The sequence below is a fragment of the Geomonas oryzisoli genome, from assembly GCF_018986915.1.
In the GTDB taxonomy this organism is placed as follows: Bacteria; Desulfobacterota; Desulfuromonadia; order Geobacterales; family Geobacteraceae; genus Geomonas; species Geomonas oryzisoli.
Map to the genome: position 1 here is coordinate 1707625 of NZ_CP076723.1, position 16448 is coordinate 1724072.

General features: G+C 62.8%; 16 protein-coding genes. 12 read left to right on the forward strand and 4 right to left on the reverse strand.

Going from position 1 to position 16448, the window contains the following annotated elements; translation table 11 throughout:
* The first annotated feature begins 151 nt into the window (after positions 1-151).
* The 12 genes from KP004_RS07575 to KP004_RS07630 all read left to right on the forward strand — a co-directional run bounded on the left by KP004_RS07575 (position 152) and on the right by KP004_RS07630 (position 11501).
* Entirely contained in the window at positions 152-1132 is a 981-nt protein-coding gene (locus KP004_RS07575; RefSeq protein WP_216801728.1) for an ABC transporter permease, read from the forward strand.
* Positions 1133-1192: 60 nt separating this feature from the next.
* Positions 1193-2044, forward strand: a complete 852-nt coding sequence (opp4C, locus tag KP004_RS07580) for an oligopeptide ABC transporter permease (protein WP_216801729.1) — start codon at positions 1193-1195, stop codon at positions 2042-2044.
* A 206-nt stretch (positions 2045-2250) separates the two neighbouring features.
* Positions 2251-2763 carry a hypothetical protein gene (locus KP004_RS07585; RefSeq protein WP_216801730.1) on the forward strand — a complete coding sequence of 171 codons (513 nt, stop codon included), beginning with the start codon at positions 2251-2253 and terminating at the stop codon, positions 2761-2763.
* A gap of 279 nt (positions 2764-3042) precedes the next feature.
* On the forward strand, positions 3043-4419 hold the full coding sequence (gene tilS / locus KP004_RS07590) for a tRNA lysidine(34) synthetase TilS (protein WP_216801731.1): 1377 nt from the start codon (positions 3043-3045) through the stop codon (positions 4417-4419).
* A gap of 179 nt (positions 4420-4598) precedes the next feature.
* Positions 4599-6437: an ATP-dependent zinc metalloprotease FtsH gene (ftsH, locus tag KP004_RS07595; RefSeq protein ID WP_183347439.1), complete on the forward strand. Its 1839-nt coding sequence runs from the start codon at positions 4599-4601 to the stop codon at positions 6435-6437.
* Positions 6437-7270, forward strand: coding sequence for a dihydropteroate synthase (gene folP / locus KP004_RS07600; protein WP_216801732.1), 834 nt, complete (start codon positions 6437-6439; stop codon positions 7268-7270). The genes ftsH and folP overlap by 1 nt, the downstream gene beginning before the upstream one ends.
* A 44-nt stretch (positions 7271-7314) precedes the next feature.
* A complete protein-coding gene (cdaA, locus tag KP004_RS07605; protein WP_216801733.1) occupies positions 7315-8073 on the forward strand; it encodes a diadenylate cyclase CdaA in 759 nt (252 codons plus the stop codon).
* Positions 8070-8462, forward strand: coding sequence for a YbbR-like domain-containing protein (locus KP004_RS07610; RefSeq protein ID WP_216801734.1), 393 nt, complete (start codon positions 8070-8072; stop codon positions 8460-8462). Before cdaA ends, KP004_RS07610 begins: the two co-directional genes overlap by 4 nt.
* Positions 8463-8621: 159 nt before the next feature.
* The gene (gene glmM, locus KP004_RS07615; RefSeq protein ID WP_216801735.1) at positions 8622-9986 is read left to right on the forward strand and encodes a phosphoglucosamine mutase; all 1365 of its coding nucleotides are present in this window, start codon (positions 8622-8624) and stop codon (positions 9984-9986) included.
* Complete coding sequence (locus KP004_RS07620) at positions 9979-10698, forward strand: pyridoxine 5'-phosphate synthase (RefSeq protein ID WP_216801736.1); 720 nt, start codon at positions 9979-9981, stop codon at positions 10696-10698. Before glmM ends, KP004_RS07620 begins: the two co-directional genes overlap by 8 nt.
* Before the next feature lie 134 nt (positions 10699-10832).
* On the forward strand, positions 10833-11114 hold the full coding sequence (locus tag KP004_RS07625; RefSeq protein WP_216801737.1) for a peptidylprolyl isomerase: 282 nt from the start codon (positions 10833-10835) through the stop codon (positions 11112-11114).
* Between the two features lie 117 nt (positions 11115-11231).
* The gene (locus KP004_RS07630) at positions 11232-11501 is read left to right on the forward strand and encodes a hypothetical protein (RefSeq protein WP_216801738.1); all 270 of its coding nucleotides are present in this window, start codon (positions 11232-11234) and stop codon (positions 11499-11501) included.
* Between the two features lie 328 nt (positions 11502-11829).
* On the opposite strand, the gene KP004_RS07635 is transcribed toward KP004_RS07630, so the two are convergent.
* The 4 genes from KP004_RS07635 to KP004_RS07650 all read right to left on the reverse strand — a co-directional run bounded on the left by KP004_RS07635 (position 11830) and on the right by KP004_RS07650 (position 16395).
* Positions 11830-13389, reverse strand: a complete 1560-nt coding sequence (locus KP004_RS07635) for a DHA2 family efflux MFS transporter permease subunit (RefSeq protein WP_216801739.1) — start codon at positions 13387-13389, stop codon at positions 11830-11832.
* Between the two features lie 141 nt (positions 13390-13530).
* The gene (locus tag KP004_RS07640; RefSeq protein ID WP_216801740.1) at positions 13531-14613 is read right to left on the reverse strand and encodes an HlyD family secretion protein; all 1083 of its coding nucleotides are present in this window, start codon (positions 14611-14613) and stop codon (positions 13531-13533) included.
* 68 nt (positions 14614-14681) lie between these two features.
* A complete protein-coding gene (locus KP004_RS07645) occupies positions 14682-15947 on the reverse strand; it encodes a TolC family protein (protein WP_216801741.1) in 1266 nt (421 codons plus the stop codon).
* A gap of 13 nt (positions 15948-15960) precedes the next feature.
* Entirely contained in the window at positions 15961-16395 is a 435-nt protein-coding gene (locus KP004_RS07650) for a MarR family winged helix-turn-helix transcriptional regulator (RefSeq protein WP_216801742.1), read from the reverse strand.
* Positions 16396-16448 lie beyond the last annotated feature (53 nt).

Sequence of the window (16448 nt, forward strand, 5' to 3'; positions counted from 1 at the left end):
CAATTGACAATTGACAATGGACAATTGACAACGGTTTGCAGCAGCGCCGCCTGGAGCGGTGCACGATACGTGAGCTGAGGCACAGACATACAACCGGCCTGCCGCTGCTAATGACATAGCGCGGCGGGCTCATGCAACACTTCAGACAACTATGGCCAACTACCTGATCAAAAGGATACTCATGCTGGTCCCGCTCCTCCTGGGGATCACGCTGATCACCTTCACGGTGATCCATCTCGCGCCGGGGGAACCGGTGGAGATGGCGACCGCCATGAGCCCCAAGGCCTCGGCCGCGACTCGGGCCCGGTTGCGCGAGTTCTACGGGCTGGACAAGCCGCTGCACGTGCAGTACGGGATGTGGCTCTCCAACCTCTCGCGGCTGGACTTCGGCCGCTCCTTCGCGCCGGACAACCGCCCGGTCCTGGACAAGATCAAGGAAAGGATCCCGATCACCATCTCGCTCAACGTGATCGCCCTGATTCTCGAGTTCGGCCTGGCGCTCCCCATCGGGATCATGGCGGCGGTGCACCGGGACACGTTGCTGGACCGCGCCATCTCCGTCTTCGTTTTCGTCGGTTTCGCGGTGCCGACCTTCTGGCTGGCGCTTTTGTGCATGTACCTGTTCGGGGTGAAGCTCGGCTGGCTCCCCATCTCGGGGATCCACTCGCTGGGTAGCGACCAGTGGTCCTTCTTCTGGCGCAGCGCGGACCTGGCGAGGCACCTGGTGCTCCCCGTTTCGATCGCCACCTTCGGGAGCCTCGCGGGGCTTTCGCGCTACATGCGTTCCACGATGATCGAGGTCCTGTCGCAGGACTACATCACCACCGCCCGGGCCAAAGGGGTGAGGGAGCGGGTGGTGATCTACCGGCACGCCCTCAAGAATGCGCTCCTTCCGGTGATCACGCTGCTCGGCTTCTCGCTTCCGGCTCTCATCGGCGGCAGCGTCATCTTCGAGACCATCTTCTCGATTCCCGGCATGGGGCAGCTCTTCTACCAGGGGGTGATGGCGCGCGACTACCCGCTGGTAATGGGGATCCTGGTGATCGGCGCCTGCCTCACCCTGATCGGCAACCTGCTCGCCGACCTCTGCTACGCCCTGGCCGATCCGCGCATCAGGCACGGGAGGGGATGATGAGAGGCAGGTCGAGGTCGAGGTCGAATAACTGGCAGCATTCAGCAGTTCGGGGGCGCCATGCGTGACCAGGTGAGCAGTCCGTTCCGGGAGTTCTGGGAGCGCTTCACCGGCAACCGTTTCGCGACGGCGGGGCTGGTGGTGATCGTGGCGCTGTTCGTGCTGTCGATGGCGGCCGCAGTGGTGACGCCCTACAGCCCCGATACCATCGATGCGTGGCACGTACTGCTGCCTCCGTCCGGAAGCCACTGGTTCGGGACCGATGAACTGGGGCGTGACGTTTTCACACGTGTCGTGTACGGCGCCCGGGTATCGCTCAAGGTCGGTTTCGTCGCGGTCGGCATTGCGGTTGTGATCGGGACGGTGATCGGTCTCTTCGCCGGCTTTTACGGCGGCTGGATCGACTCGGTCCTGATGCGGCTGGTCGACATCATGCTCTGCTTCCCGACCTTCTTCCTGATCCTCGCCGTGATCGCCATGCTGGAGCCTTCCATCTGGTACATCATGGTCATCATCGGGCTTACCGGCTGGATGGGGGTGGCGCGACTGGTGCGTGCCGAGGTGCTCTCGCTGAAGAGCCGGGATTTCATACTGGCGGCGCGGGTTCTGGGGGCGTCGGATCTGCGCATCATCTTCCGGCACATCCTGCCCAACGCGCTGTCGCCGGTGCTGGTTTCCGCGACGCTCGGGGTGGCCGGCGCCATCCTGACCGAGTCGGCGCTGTCGTTTTTAGGGATAGGCGTGCAGCCGCCGACGCCGAGCTGGGGCAACATCCTGACCTCGGGCAAGGATTACATCGAGTTCGCCTGGTGGTTGTCACTGTTCCCGGGTGTGGCCATCCTGGTGACGGTGCTTTCCTACAACCTGGTAGGGGAGGGGATACGGGACGCGCTGGACCCGAGACGGCAGTAAGAGGCAGAAACCGTTCAATGTTCAACGTTCAACGTTCCGGCCTTTGAACTGGCTGTTGGGAGGGCGTCTTGACGGCTTCTTCAGTGCAGGTGGCCTGGAAGCTGACACCCGGTGCGGGCGCTATCACGGTGAGGTTGCAGGAATCGGAGGCGCCCGCTGAACGTTGAACATTGAACGTTGAACATCTTTTAAGACAAGAGGATTCCATGGCTGAACTTTGCGAAGAGGCATTCGACGTGCTGAAGGTTGATAAAAGGGATTACGTGCCGACGACTCTCGAGGACGAGGTGCGGGTGGATAAGCTGGTGAGCGACCTGCTGCACCGGTTCTACGAGGAGATACAACAAACGGGGATGACGCCGGAACAGGCGACGGCTTTGGCCGGCGCGGCGGATTACTTCACCCGCGATTTCGTGGTCTCCATCAAGGGGCGCAGCATCTTCGACGAGCGTCCGGGGATCGTGCGCCAGTTCGCCGGCAACTGGTACATCGTCAACACCATGGAACCGCTGGCTTCCGAGATCGACGGGTACCTGGCCGGGATCCGCGAGTTCTACCGCTTCCTCTACGGCCACCAGCTCATCTCGCTCAAGTTCCTCCAGGCCATCGAGGCGGAATGCTCGCAACTGGATTACTACGCCGGGCGCATCGAGTCGTTCTGGGATATCGTGGGGGACGGCTACAACGCCTGGGAGCGGGAGTGCACGCTTAAGGACTAGAGAGGCGAAAAACGTTCTAGGTTCTACGTTCTATGTTCTACGTTGAAAAACTCGGTTGGGGCAGGTGGGGCGCTGCTGGAGAGGCTGCGACAGTAGGGCCGCTTGGGCTGGGCGAATGATCATTCGCCCCTACGACCCGACCTGTCTGGTGGGCGTAATCCGCCTGAATCATGAACGTATCACCTGTAGGGGCGAATAATCATTCGCCCCTGCTCTGTTCCACCCCTTCGCAGCACTTCGCTACCTTGCCGCAGCCCACCATACAGGAGCCGTTACCGCTTGAAAGACCTCGTCGCCAACGTCCGCTCGCAAGATCTGTTCTCCCCCGGTGAAACCGTCGTCGTGGCAGTCTCCGGCGGGGCCGATTCGGTGGCGCTCCTCGACATCCTGTCCCGGCTCGAGATCGAGGGGCTCAAGCTGATCGTCGCCCACTTGAACCACTGCCTGCGCGGCACTCATTCAGATGACGACGAGAAGTTCGTCGCGGACCTCGCCACTGGCTACCGTCTCCCCTTTGTTGCCATCCGGGTCGATGTCGCTTCGTTTGCCACGGCCGAGGGGCTTTCGCTCGAGGACGCGGGACGCCAGGCGCGCTACGCCTTTTTCCACGAGGTGGCCAGGCGCCGAGGCGCGACCGGGATCGCGGTCGCTCACCACCTGGACGACCAGGCGGAGACGGTCCTGATCCGCCTGCTGCGCGGTGCCGGTGCCACCGGGCTCAGCGCCATGAAGGCAAGCGGCGCCAACCTTGTGAAACGCCCGCTGCTCAAGGTGGGCCGGGAAGATATTGAGCGGTACTTGAAGGAGCGCGGCTTAACCTGGCGAACCGATGAAAGTAACTCCGATACCACCATCCTGCGCAACAGCATCCGCCATGAGCTGATCCCCGTCCTGAAGAAATACAATCCCAAGGTCACCGAACGGCTCGCGGCCACGGCGGAAATACTCGCGGCGGACGAGGAACTCCTGGATCACCTTACCGCCGGCGCCTTCGACCGGCTCGCCTCATCGGTAGACGATGAAGTGAGCTTCGGCATCAAGGCCCTGCTTCAGGAACACCGGGGACTGCGCCTGCGTCTTTACCGCCACGGGCTGAACGAACTGCGCGGGGACCTGAGGTGCATTGCGCTAACACACCTGGAAGCCATCGATCGCCTCGCCGGCTCCAGTCGGCCCAATGCCCGCTTGAAGCTTCCGGGCGACCTGCGCGTGAAGCGCTGCTACGACAGGCTGAGCTTTACCTGCGCCGAGCCTTCGGTTCCGAGGCCGTGGGAACTGGTCGTGCCGGGGGAGGGGAGCTATCCGCTGGAAAACGGGATGACGCTCACGGTGCGCCGGGTGCCGCCTCCGGAAGATCCGGCCACCGGCTCCAGAAAGATCGCCTACCTCTCGGAGGATGCGGCGCCTTTCCCCTGGCTGGTGCGCCCGTTCAGCGCCGGCGACCGCTTTACGCCGCTGGGAATGACCGGATCGCAGAAGGTGAAGGAGTTGTTCATCAACGAAAAGCTACCTCTTCATGAACGTGGCCGCGTGCCGCTTGTTTTCAGCAACGGAGAGATCGTCTGGGTTGCCGGTATGCGTATCGGTGAGAGAGCACGGGTAACTTCCAAGACTGGCGCGGTTTTGCGGGTCGAAATTCTTGAAATTACACCTTAAAGCTCTTGTCAACCTGCACCCTTTATGGTAATCCTTTTTACTCATTTGAACGCTTTTTTCTTCATTCTCATAAGGAAGCCGGCATAGGCGACCGTTCAACCAAGCAGCACGCTTTCTGTGTCATGACAAAGTCATTGCAGATTGAGTGTTTGCAGCATACCGATTGATCGGGAGGAAACTTGAATCAATTTTATAAGAACTTGGCGCTCTGGCTTGTTATCAGCTTGATGATGATCCTGTTGTTCAACCTGTTCAACAAGCCCAAGCCGACCCAGGAAAAACTGGACTACAGCGACTTCATCGAGGCGGTGGAAACCGGCAAGGTGAAGAACGTGAACCGCCCGGTGGCCTCGGTGGTCATCCAGGGCGACGAGATCCTCGGCAAGTTCGCCGACGGCAAGGAGTTCAGGACCTTCAAACCGGCGGACGCCAACCTGACCGACAAGCTGATCGAGAAGAAGATCGCCGTTTCGGCCCGCCCGGAGGAGGAGCACTTCTCCTGGTTCTCGCTGCTGGTCTCCTGGTTCCCGATCATCTTCCTGGTGGCGGTCTGGATCTTCTTCATGCGCCAGATGCAGGGTGGCGGCGGCAAGGCGATGGCCTTCGGCAAGAGCCGCGCGAAGCTGCTTACCGAGGCGCAGGGTCGCATCACCTTCGAGGACGTGGCCGGCATCGAGGAGGCCAAGGACGAACTGGAGGAGATCATCTCCTTCCTGAAGGACCCCAAGAAGTTCACCAAGCTCGGCGGCCGCATCCCGAAAGGGGTTCTGCTCATGGGCCCTCCGGGCACCGGTAAGACCCTCCTGGCCCGCGCCATCGCCGGCGAGGCCGGGGTGCCCTTCTTCTCCATCTCCGGTTCCGACTTCGTCGAGATGTTCGTGGGCGTAGGCGCCTCCCGCGTGCGCGACCTGTTCGTGCAGGGCAAGAAGAGCGCACCGTGCATCATCTTCATCGACGAGATCGATGCCGTCGGCCGTCACCGCGGCGCAGGTCTGGGCGGCGGTCACGACGAGCGCGAGCAGACCCTGAACCAGCTCCTGGTCGAGATGGACGGCTTCGAGTCCAATGAAGGGGTCATCCTGATCGCGGCGACCAACCGTCCCGACGTCCTCGACCCGGCGCTGCTCCGCCCGGGCCGCTTCGACCGCCAGGTCGTGGTACCCCGTCCGGACGTCAAGGGTCGCGAGATGATCCTCAAGGTGCACACCAAGAAGACCCCGCTGGCACCGGACGTCGACCTCGGCGTGGTCGCCCGCGGCACACCGGGCTTCTCCGGCGCCGATCTCTCCAACGTGGTCAACGAGGCAGCGCTGCTCGCCGCCCGCAAGGAGAAGAGCATGGTCGAGATGATCGACTTCGACGACGCGAAGGACAAGGTCCTCATGGGCGTCGAGCGTCGCTCCATGGTCATCTCGGACGAAGAGAAGAAGAACACGGCCTACCACGAGGCGGGTCACACCCTGATCGCGAAACTGATCCCGGGCGCCGACCCGGTGCACAAGGTCTCCATCATCCCGCGCGGTCGCGCCCTGGGCGTCACCATGCAGCTGCCGATCGAGGACAAGCACAGCTACTCCCGCGAGTCGCTCTTGGACCGCATCGCCGTCCTGCTGGGCGGCCGCGTCGCCGAGGAGATCATCTTCAACTCGATGACCACCGGCGCCGGCAACGACATCGAGCGCGCCACCGACATCGCCCGCAAGATGGTGTGCGAGTGGGGCATGAGCGAGAAGCTCGGGCCGGTTTCCTTCGGCAAGAAGGACGAGCAGATCTTCCTCGGCCGTGACATGGCGCACCAGAAGAACTACTCCGAGGCGACCGCCATCGAGATCGATCACGAGATCAGGCTCATCGTCGAGCAGAACTACGCGCGCGTGCAGGACCTCCTGAAGGCGAACCTCGACTCTCTGCACCGCATCTCCCTGGCGCTCATCGAGAAGGAAAACCTGACCGGCGAGGAGGTCGATCGCATCATCGAAGGCAAAGAGGTCTCTGCCGAACCCGTCGCCGCCGAGTGATGACGGCAAAGACGTGGGAACTTTCCCGACGTACCCTGTCCCTGGAGCGTCCGCAGATCATGGGCATCTTGAACGTGACTCCGGACTCCTTCTCGGACGGGGGGCGCTTCTTCTCCCTGGAGGCCGCAGTTGAGCGGGCCTGCGATCTGGAGCGGGAGGGTGCCGACATCATCGATATCGGGGGCGAAAGCACCCGGCCCAATGCTCCGGCGGTCAGCCTGCAGGAGGAACTGGACCGGGTGCTTCCCGTTATAGAGGCGCTCAGGGGACGGATCACCGTTCCCATCTCCATCGACACCTATAAGGCCGGGGTCGCCAAGGCGGCCTGCGCCGCCGGGGCCGAAATCGTGAACGACGTCACCGGTCTCATGTTCGATCCGGAGATGCCCGCCGTCGCGGCCGCAGCCGATGCCGGCGTCGTGGTGATGCACACCCGGGGCATGCCCGACACCATGCAGAAGGACACGGGCTACGACGACCTGATCGCGGACGTGAAAGAATATCTGGCCGGTTCCATTGCGCTGGCCAGGAAGGCGGGACTCCCCGAAAAGCGGATAGCGATCGACCCGGGGCTCGGCTTCGGCAAGAGCGTCCAGGGCAACCTGGAACTGATCAAGCGGCTGGAGGAATTCCTGCCGCTGGGACGCCCCATCCTGGTGGGACCTTCCCGCAAGTCCTTCGTTGGCGCCATTACCGGCCGGGACGGGGGAGAAAGGATTTTCGGCACCGCTGCCGCGGTCGCTATGTCGATCGTGCACGGGGCCACCATAGTACGGGTGCATGACGTGGCAGCCATGAGGGACGTCGTCTTGATGACGCGGGCGCTCATGTAGGCCGCGGCCCGAAAACCGGAAGCGCAGCTTCCCGACCGGTGCGGATGAACTCATTCCTGCAAAACATAGGCATACTGCGGGACCTCCTGGACCTGTCGCTCGCAATTCTGATCGTCTCCAGGCTGGCGCGACTGCTCAAGGGAGTGCTCGCGCTGCGCATCCTCGCCATCCTTTCGGTCCTCGTTGCCCTGCACCTTCTGGCGCGCTTCTTCTCCCTGCAGACCGTCCGTCTCATCGTCGACCTCATCCTGGCCTCGTCCGTGGTGGGGCTCGCGGTCATCTTCCAGACCGACATCCGCAGGGCGTTCGCGACGCTGGCGAGAAGCCGCACCGAGAAGGACGTCGAGATGTCGGACGTCATCGACGAACTGGTCTTCGCGGTCGCGGGGCTGGCCCAGAAGAAGATCGGGGCGCTCATCGTGATCGAGCGGGCCATCTCGGTGGACAGCTACCTGGCGGTCGGAACCGACATCGACGCCAAGGTCACCAGCGAGCTGATTTCGTCGATCTTTTTGCCGTACTCGCCCATCCATGACGGTGCGGTGATCATCCAGCACGGCAAGCTGACGAAGGCGGGGTGTTTCCTGCCGCTCACCCAGAACCTGGAGGTCAGCAAGAGCCTGGGGACCCGGCACCGGGCGGCCATTGGGCTCACCGAACTGGTTGACGCCGTGGTCGTGGTCGTTTCCGAGGAGACCGGCACCGCCTCCGTGATCGTGGGGGGCAAGAAGACCGATGTCATCGACATGCCCTCCTTGGGCAAGACCCTGAGAAGGCTGGTTGAGCCGAGGTGGCTTAAATGACGACGCATGTCAAGGGACGCGAATGGCTCAAGGGGGTGAAGGTCCTCTCGGTGCTTCTGGCCGTGCTGATCTGGCTGAGCGTGATCCTGGAGCGGCCCGGGGAGATGCTGCTCACGGTCCCCGTGGTGCTGGAGCGGATGCCGCACGGGTTGCAGTTGGACGGTGCGGCTCCCGCCGAGGCCGAGGTGGTCGTGTCGGGGCCGCGCATTCTGCTCTTTCTGCTCCCCTTCCACCAGACCAGGTGCGGTATCGACTTAGCCGGTGCCCAGCCCGGGCAGCAGCAGGTATCGCTGAAAGAGGCAGAATTCAACCTTGATGCGGAGATCAAGGTGATGCACGTAGCGCCGGCTACGGCGAGCATAACCTTGGCAACGAAAGAAACCAGGTGATGTAGCTACCAATGCGCATCCTCCCCCTCCCTTGACGGGAGGGGGCAGGGGGGTGGGTGAAGCTGCCAGCAGCGATGAAGGTGGCTGATTCCCCCACCCCCTAACCCCCTCCCGCAAGGGGAGGGGGGACATAGACAGACTAATTTACGAGGTGAAGTGATGAAGAAGCTTTTCGGTACCGACGGGGTCCGCGGCGTGGCCAACGTCTACCCGATGACGGCGGAGATGGCCATGCAGATCGGGCGCGCCGCCGCCTACATATTCAAAAACGGCAAGAAACGTCACCGCATCGTGATCGGCAAGGACACCCGCCTTTCCGGTTATATGCTGGAGAGCGCACTGATGGCAGGCATCTGCTCCATGGGGGTGGACGTGCTCCTGGTCGGCCCGCTGCCGACGCCGGGGATCGCCAACATCACCTCGTCGATGCGTGCCGACGCCGGCGTGGTCATCTCCGCCTCGCACAACCCGTTCGAGGACAACGGCATCAAGTTCTTCTCGCGCGACGGCTTCAAGCTTCCCGACGAGACCGAACTGATGATCGAGGAACTGATCTTCTCCAAGCGCATCGACTCGCTGCGTCCGACCGCGAAGGAAGTGGGCAAGGCGTACCGCATCGACGACGCCCAGGGGCGCTTCGTTGTCTTTTTGAAGAGCACCTTCCCCAAGGATCTCGACCTCTCCGGGCTGAAGATCGTGCTCGACTGCGCCAACGGCGCCGCCTACAAGGTGGCCCCTGCGGTGTTCGAGGAACTCGGGGCCGAGGTGATTCCGATCGGCGTCAAGCCCAACGGCACCAACATCAACGCGGATTGCGGATCGCTGCACCCGGGGGTGATGAGCGAGGCGGTGAAGCAGCACGGCGCAGACCTGGGCATCGCGCTCGACGGTGACGCGGACCGCGTCATCTTCGTGGACGAGTACGGCAACGTGGTCGACGGCGACAAGATCATGGCCATCTGCGCCACCGACATGCTCAAGCAGGGTACCCTGAAGCACAACACCCTGGTGGCTACCGTGATGAGCAACATGGGGCTCGACATCGCCATGAAGCGCGCCGGCGGCGAGGTGATCAAGACCGCCGTGGGTGACCGCTACGTGGTCGAGGAGATGCTGAAGGGGGGCTACAACCTCGGCGGCGAGCAGTCCGGCCACATGATATTCCTGGACCACAACACCACCGGGGACGGCATCCTCTCGGCCCTGCAGGTGCTTGCCATCATGCAGCGGCGCCAGAAGCGGCTCTCCGAGCTCGCCCTGGTGATGCATTCCCTGCCGCAGGTGCTGGTGAACGTGCGCCTGCCGCAGAAGACGGACGTGATGCAGATCCCGGAAGTGGCCAAGGTGATCACCGACGTCGAGGAGAAGCTCAAAGGTGAGGGGAGGGTGCTGATCCGCTGGTCCGGCACCGAGCCGCTCTTGCGCATCATGCTGGAAGGCAACGACGAGGCGACAATCCGCAATTGGGCCAACGAGATCGCGCAGACCGCGTCCGCTGCCCTGGGAGGTGAGAATCGTGGCTAGACTGGGAGTCAATATCGACCATGTGGCGACCCTGCGTAATGCGCGCGGCGGGGTCGAGCCGGATCCGGTGGCGGCAGCCGCCATCGCCGAGCTTGCCGGCGCCGACCAGATCACCATCCACCTGCGCGAGGACCGCAGGCACATCCAGGATCGCGACCTGAAGATCCTGCGCCAGACGGTGAAGACCAGGCTGAACCTGGAGATGGCGGCAACCGACGAGATGATCGCCATCGCGCTGAAGGTAAAGCCGGAGTGCTGCACCCTGGTCCCGGAGAAGAGGGCGGAACTGACCACCGAGGGGGGGCTGGACGTCAGGATCCACCAGGACGCGCTCAAGGTCGCCATCGAGAAACTGCAGGCAGGCGGCATCATCGTCAGCCTGTTCATCGATCCGGACCCGGACCAGATCAAGGCCGCCAACAAGATCGGCACCGACTACATCGAGATCCACACCGGTTCTTTCGCCGATGCGCCCACCTGGAGGGAGGAGAACCAGGAGCTGATCAAGATCGAGAACGCGGTGAAGCTGGCCAGGAAGCTCGAAATCGGTGTCAACGCCGGGCACGGGCTGAACTACACCAACGTGAAGAAGGTGGCGGCAATCGGCGGCATCGAGGAGTTCAACATCGGTCACTCCATCATGTCCCGCGCCATCCTGGTCGGCCTGGACCGCGCCGTGCGGGACATGTCCGAGCTGGTGCGGTACGCATAAGGAAAAGGGGACAGGCTGCTTTTGTAAGTAGCCAGAGAGCAAGGGGGACAGGCACCTGCGGAGCCAGTCCCCTGACCACAAATACAAGGGGACAGGCACCTGCGGAGCCAGTCCCCCAGACAAAGGAGATGAAAATGGCACGAGCTGCAGCAAGTCATATATTGGTGGCAACCGAGGAAGAATGCGTCGCGCTGAAGAACCAGATCGAGGCGGGTGCCGATTTCAGTGAAGTCGCGCGCGCCCATTCCCTCTGCCCGTCCGGCAACCAGGGCGGACGCCTGGGAGAGTTCGGCCCTGGCCAGATGGTCCGCGAATTCGATGAGGTCGTCTTCAGCGGTGAAGTGGGCAAGGTGCTCGGCCCCGTGAAGACCCAGTTCGGCTACCACCTGATCCTGATCACCAGCCGCACGGCTTAGGGATATCCCCCTCCCTGACCCTCCCCCTCCGGGGGCGGGAACGTGCACAGCCTCAGCGGCGCATGTTTCATGGGATGTAGGGGCGAATAATCTGGGTGCTCAACACGGAGGAACTTGATGGCAGGTAACAACGAGAAACAATCCCTAGTCGGCCTCATCTTCAGTGCACCGGTCCTGCTCGGCCTGGTCGGCGTTGGGTGCATGGTTTACGGCGTTGCTGAGGGATTCAAGGTCATGCAGTTCTTCTTCGGGGTCTGCATCGTGTTGGGCAGCGTCGGTCTGCACTTCATCAGGAAGAAGGATTGGGACGCGCACTGGAAGGAGATGGAACAGGTGCGCGAGGCCCACGAAAAGAGGATGACCGAAGAGGTGGAAAAGAAGAAATAGCGGCCGAGAGGCCGGTTAGAAGTTGGCAAGGCGGGGGATGATGAGATCCTCCGCCTTTTTTTTATGCCCAAAGACCTAACGCAAAGGCGCCAAGGCGCTAAGACGCGGAGGGATTCAAAGCCCTGGTAAAGTCCCCCTTGTCAAAGGGGGACTTTAGGGGGAGTTGCTGTAGTTGAGGAGAGGCAAAATCCCCCCCGTCCCCCCTTTGCAAAAGGGGAGAGCCCTGAGTCCATAGGCACCCTTTGAATTTAACCCTTTGCGGTTTGCGGTCTTCTCTGCGCCTTCGCGACTTTGCGCCTTTGCGTTGAAGCTTTTCAGGTTTTAGCTGCTAGTGTGCCGCGCCGGGTGGGAGGTGCTTCTGAGGCTTCTTCAGCAATAAAAGGAGCGGGATGATGACCAGGAAGGCGATGCCGACAATGAAGAAGATCCGGTTGTAGGAGAGCATATAGGCCTGCCTGACGACCTTGCCGTAGATGATGGCGAAGGCCCCCTGCTCGGCGGCGACGGGACCCAGTCCACGGTTCACCATGGCACCCTTGAGCATGGCGACCTGGGACTGCGCCATCGGGTTGTAGGGATTCACGTGGGCCACCAGGCTGGTCTGGTAGAACTGCGAGTAGCGCGCCAGCAGGGTGGCGGAGATGGCGATGCCGACGCTGCCGCCGATGTTCCGCAGCAGGCTGAAAATCCCGGTGGCGTTGCCCATCTCTTCCTTGGAAATGGTGGCCAGGGTCACCGTGGTGAGCGGCACGAAGATCATGGCGAGGCCTACCCCCAGTACGACGCGCGGCCAGACGAAGTCGCGGTACGCGGCCTCCAGGGTGAAGCCCTGCATGATGTGCATGGACCAGGCGGCGATGAGCAGCCCGACGAAGACCACTTTCCTGCCGTCGTAGCGCTGGATGATCGCCCCCACGAAGGGCATGCAGATCAAGGTGGCGACCCCGCCCGGGGCGAGCACCATGCCGGCCATGGTGGCGTTGTACCCCATGAGCGTCTGCAAGAAGAGCGGTATCAGCATGATAGAGCTGTACAGGCAGAAGCCGACCGCGAACATCACGAGGTTCCCGGCCGAGAAGGAGACGTTCTTGAAAAGGCGCAGGTTGACGATCGGGTGCGGGTGGGTGAGCTCAACGTAGACCAGCGCTGCCAGCGAGACGGCGGTAAGGATGGAGCAGGCGACGATGAAGCCGGAATTGAACCAGTCATCCTGCTGCCCCTTGTCCAGGACGATCTGCAAGGCACCGAGCCCCACGGTGAGCAGCGCCAGTCCCCAGTAGTCGATGGACGCCTTGGCACGTTTCAGGTAGCTCGGATCGTAGATGAAGAAGGTGGCCATGACCACGGCGATGATGCCGATGGGGATGTTGATGTAGAAAATCCAGCGCCAGCTCATGTTGTCGGTGATCCATCCCCCCAAGGCGGGGCCGATGATGGGGCCGAACATGGCGCCGACGCCGAAGATCGCCATCGCCATCCCCTGTTGGTAGGGGGGGAAGGTTTCCATCATGATCGCCTGGCTCATCGGGATGAGAGCGCCGCCGGCGGCACCCTGGAGCACCCTGAAGAAGATAAGCAGGCCCAGGGACGGGGCGGCGCCGCACATGAGGGAGGCAAGGGTGAAGAGGGTAATGCAGGTGATGAGGAAGCGCTTGCGGCCGAACATGCGCGCGAGCCAGCCGGTCATCGGGAGGACCACGGCGTTACTCACCAGGTAGGAGGTGAGCACCCAGGTGATCTCGTCGGTACCGGCGTTGAGGCTTCCCTGCATGTGCGGGAGCGCCACGTTGGCCACCGAGGTATCGACGATCTCCATGATGGCCGGGAGCATCACCGTGATGGTGATCAGCCACTTGTTGATGTTTTTTTCTTCAGCGCTCTTTTTCATCAAACCGCCAGTTGAGTTGCGTTCGCCATTCACACCATCGCCCTACAGGCGAGGGTGGTCGCAGGCCGGGAGAGGGGGCTGTAGGGGCGAATCATCATTCGCCCAACCGCACGTGCCCAAGGGAAGGGGACGTCGATGTCCTTAGTGCCCGAACCCGACCACCTGCCCGAAGGTCTGCCCGGTGAGGATGGTCGGGACGACGCTCATGCCGACACGCAGCAGGTGCTGGGGATCGCTCCTCCTGTCGATGGCGATGCGCACCGGAATCCGCTGGGTCACCTTCACGTAGTTGCCGGTGGCGTTTTCCGGCGGCAGCAGCGAGAACGCCGCTCCGGTGCCCGCCATGATGCTCTCGACCTTGCCGGTGAAGTGACGGCCGGGATAGCCGTCCACGGTGAAGTCGACCTCCTGCCCCGGACGCACGTTGGTCAACTGGCTTTCCTTGTAGTTCGCAGTGATCCAGGCGTCCTCGAGGGGGACGATGGCCATGAGCGCCTGCCCGGGCTGCACGTAGTTCCCCACCTCAACCCCCTTCCTGGTCACGAAGCCGTCGCTGGGAGCGACGATGCGGGTGTAGGAGAGGTTCAGCTTGGCGGCCTCCAGATCTCCCTGTTTCTGGGCGACCCTGGCATCCTTGGAGCCGCTGCCGGACATGCCGATCATGGCCTTGGCGCGGTTCTCCGCTTCCTGCGCCTCTCTTACCTGGGCCTGGGCCACCTTGTGCGCCGTGCGGGAGCGGTCCAACTGCTCCCTGGGGATCACTTCCTTGGCGTAGAGGGACTCGGCGCGCTTCAGGTCGAGGCTTGCCTGGTCCAGCCGGGCTGCGGCCAGGACGACGTTGGCGCGCGCGCTCTCGACCTCTGCGTAGTCGCCGGAGGTTTCGTTCTTCGCCATTTCCAGGGAAGCGGCAGCGCTCTTGAGCCGCGCCTGGTAGTCCGCCGGGTCCAGTTCGACCAGCAGGTCCCCCTTGTGCACGAACTGGTTGTCCACCACGGCGACGCGCTGCACCAGGGCCGGAATCCGGCTCGCCACCGAGTGGACGTGGGCCTCGACGAAGGCGTTGTCGGTTTCGATATGGGTCTTGCTGCGGACCCACTGGCGCACGCCGAAGAGGGAGCCGACCAGTATCAGGATCAAAAGGATGATGCCGCCGCGCTGCTTCTTGGTGAGGCCGCCCTTCGCGGGTGCCGCGGTCGGTTCATTGGTGGTGGTTTCATCTGCCATGTGTGTATCTCCGGTATCGGGTGCGGCCGGGCGTCCGGTCGCTGGCCCGTCGATGGTGGTGTCGGCGGCTACAGTTCGCCTGTTGCCCGCTTGACCCTGGCGGCGGCGACCTGAAGGTCGAACACGCTGCGGTAGTAGTCGGTCCTGGTTTTGGTCAAGAGCGTCTGGGCGTCCACGACTTCGGTGGCGGTGCCGACATGCTCCTGGTAACGGTCCTTGGTGATGCGCAGGTTCTCGACACCCTGGGTGATGGCCTTCTCCGCCACCTTGATGCGGGCGTCGGCGACTTTCAGATCGTTCACGGCCATGGCGTATTCGAGCCGGGTCCTCTCCTCAAGGTCCCTCAGCCTCTCTTCATCGCGGGAACGGGCCTGGACGGCCTGCCTCACCCTGGCCGCGGAAGCCGGGCCGTCGAAGAGGTTCACCTTGAAGCCGACGGTGACCGCGGTGATGGCCTGCTCGCGCACCTTGCTGTTGGAGAGGTAGTCGACGCCGAACTTGGCGAAGAACTCGGGGTAGTGGCTGGTCTTTGCTTCCTTGACGGCGAACTCGTCGGCTCCGACCAGGGCCTTCTGGGCGGCTATTTCGCCGCGCCTGGAGAGATCGGGAGCGGCGCCCGCGCCCGGCAGTTTAGGCAGTTGCGATTCATCCTTCAGTTCGGCCCGGAAGTCCGGGGCGGCACCGGTGAGGTAGTTCAGTAGCAGCCACCCGTTTTCCACCTCGTTCTGCGCACTCAGGACGTTCTGCCGGCTGGAGGCGACCCGCACCTCCGCCTGCAGGAGATCGTTCCTGGTGACGACGCCCTCGTCGAAAAGCGCCTGGGCCGTTTGGCGGTGCGATTCCATCTGCACAACCTCGTCCTCGGCGGCCTGCACCAGTTTCTGCGCGGTCATGATGCCGTAGTAGGCCTGCACCACCTGCAGGAAGAGGTCCTGCTCGTTGCCCGAATAGGCGTAACCCGCGGCCTCGCCGCGCATCCTGGCGATCCCTTCGCCCGCGCTGGTGCGGCCGAAGTCGTACAGCGTCTGGTAGACGCTGAAGTTGAAGAAGGGATAGCGCGGGTCCTGGGTCTCCTGCGACTGGTTGCCGAATTTGAAGGCCTGGGCCTTGGCCTGGGCGACGTAGCCGCCCTGCAGGTCGACGCGGGGGAGCCGGGCGGTGCGGGCGACGTTCACCTGCTCGCGGGCGATCTCGACCTCGCGGGAGGCCGATTTGAGCCCCTGGCTGGTGGCGGCGGCGCGTTCGAGGGCATCCCTGAGGGTGAGTGGCTGGGCATAGGCCGTGCCGGTCACCGCGCAGCAGAGTAGCGCCAGCAAAAGTGTGACTACATGCATGAAAGCTCCAGAATCAGTTGCGGATCTTCTCCAGCAGGGATTTCAAGGTTTCCACTTCCTGTGGATCGAGCTTGGCGATGAACATCTCCTGGGCCCGTAAAGCGATGGGGGCCAGGACCGGTTCCAGTGCCTTCCCCTTTTCCGTGAGGCAGATGCGGTAGGCGCGGCGGTCGACCGGGTCCGTCTTGCGAACCACCAGCCCCTCCTTTTGAAGGCGGTCAATGAGGCCGCCCATAGTGGTCCGGTCTATCTGGCTCTTGGCTGAAAGCAGCGCCTGGCTGAGGCCGTCCTCGCGCCAGAGAAAGCCAAGAAGGCCGAACTGCTGCGGGGTAAGGTCGTGTTCCTCGAAGTGTTCCTTGAAGATGAGGCAGGCCCGCTGGTACGCCTTCGCCAGCAGGAATCCGACGGTCCTCTCAATGTCGATGGGGGTTGTCTTCATTTCGTCCATGGCTCTTCCCCGTGTGCATCGGTTACTGTTCAACGTTTCGATTTGCCGTGCAA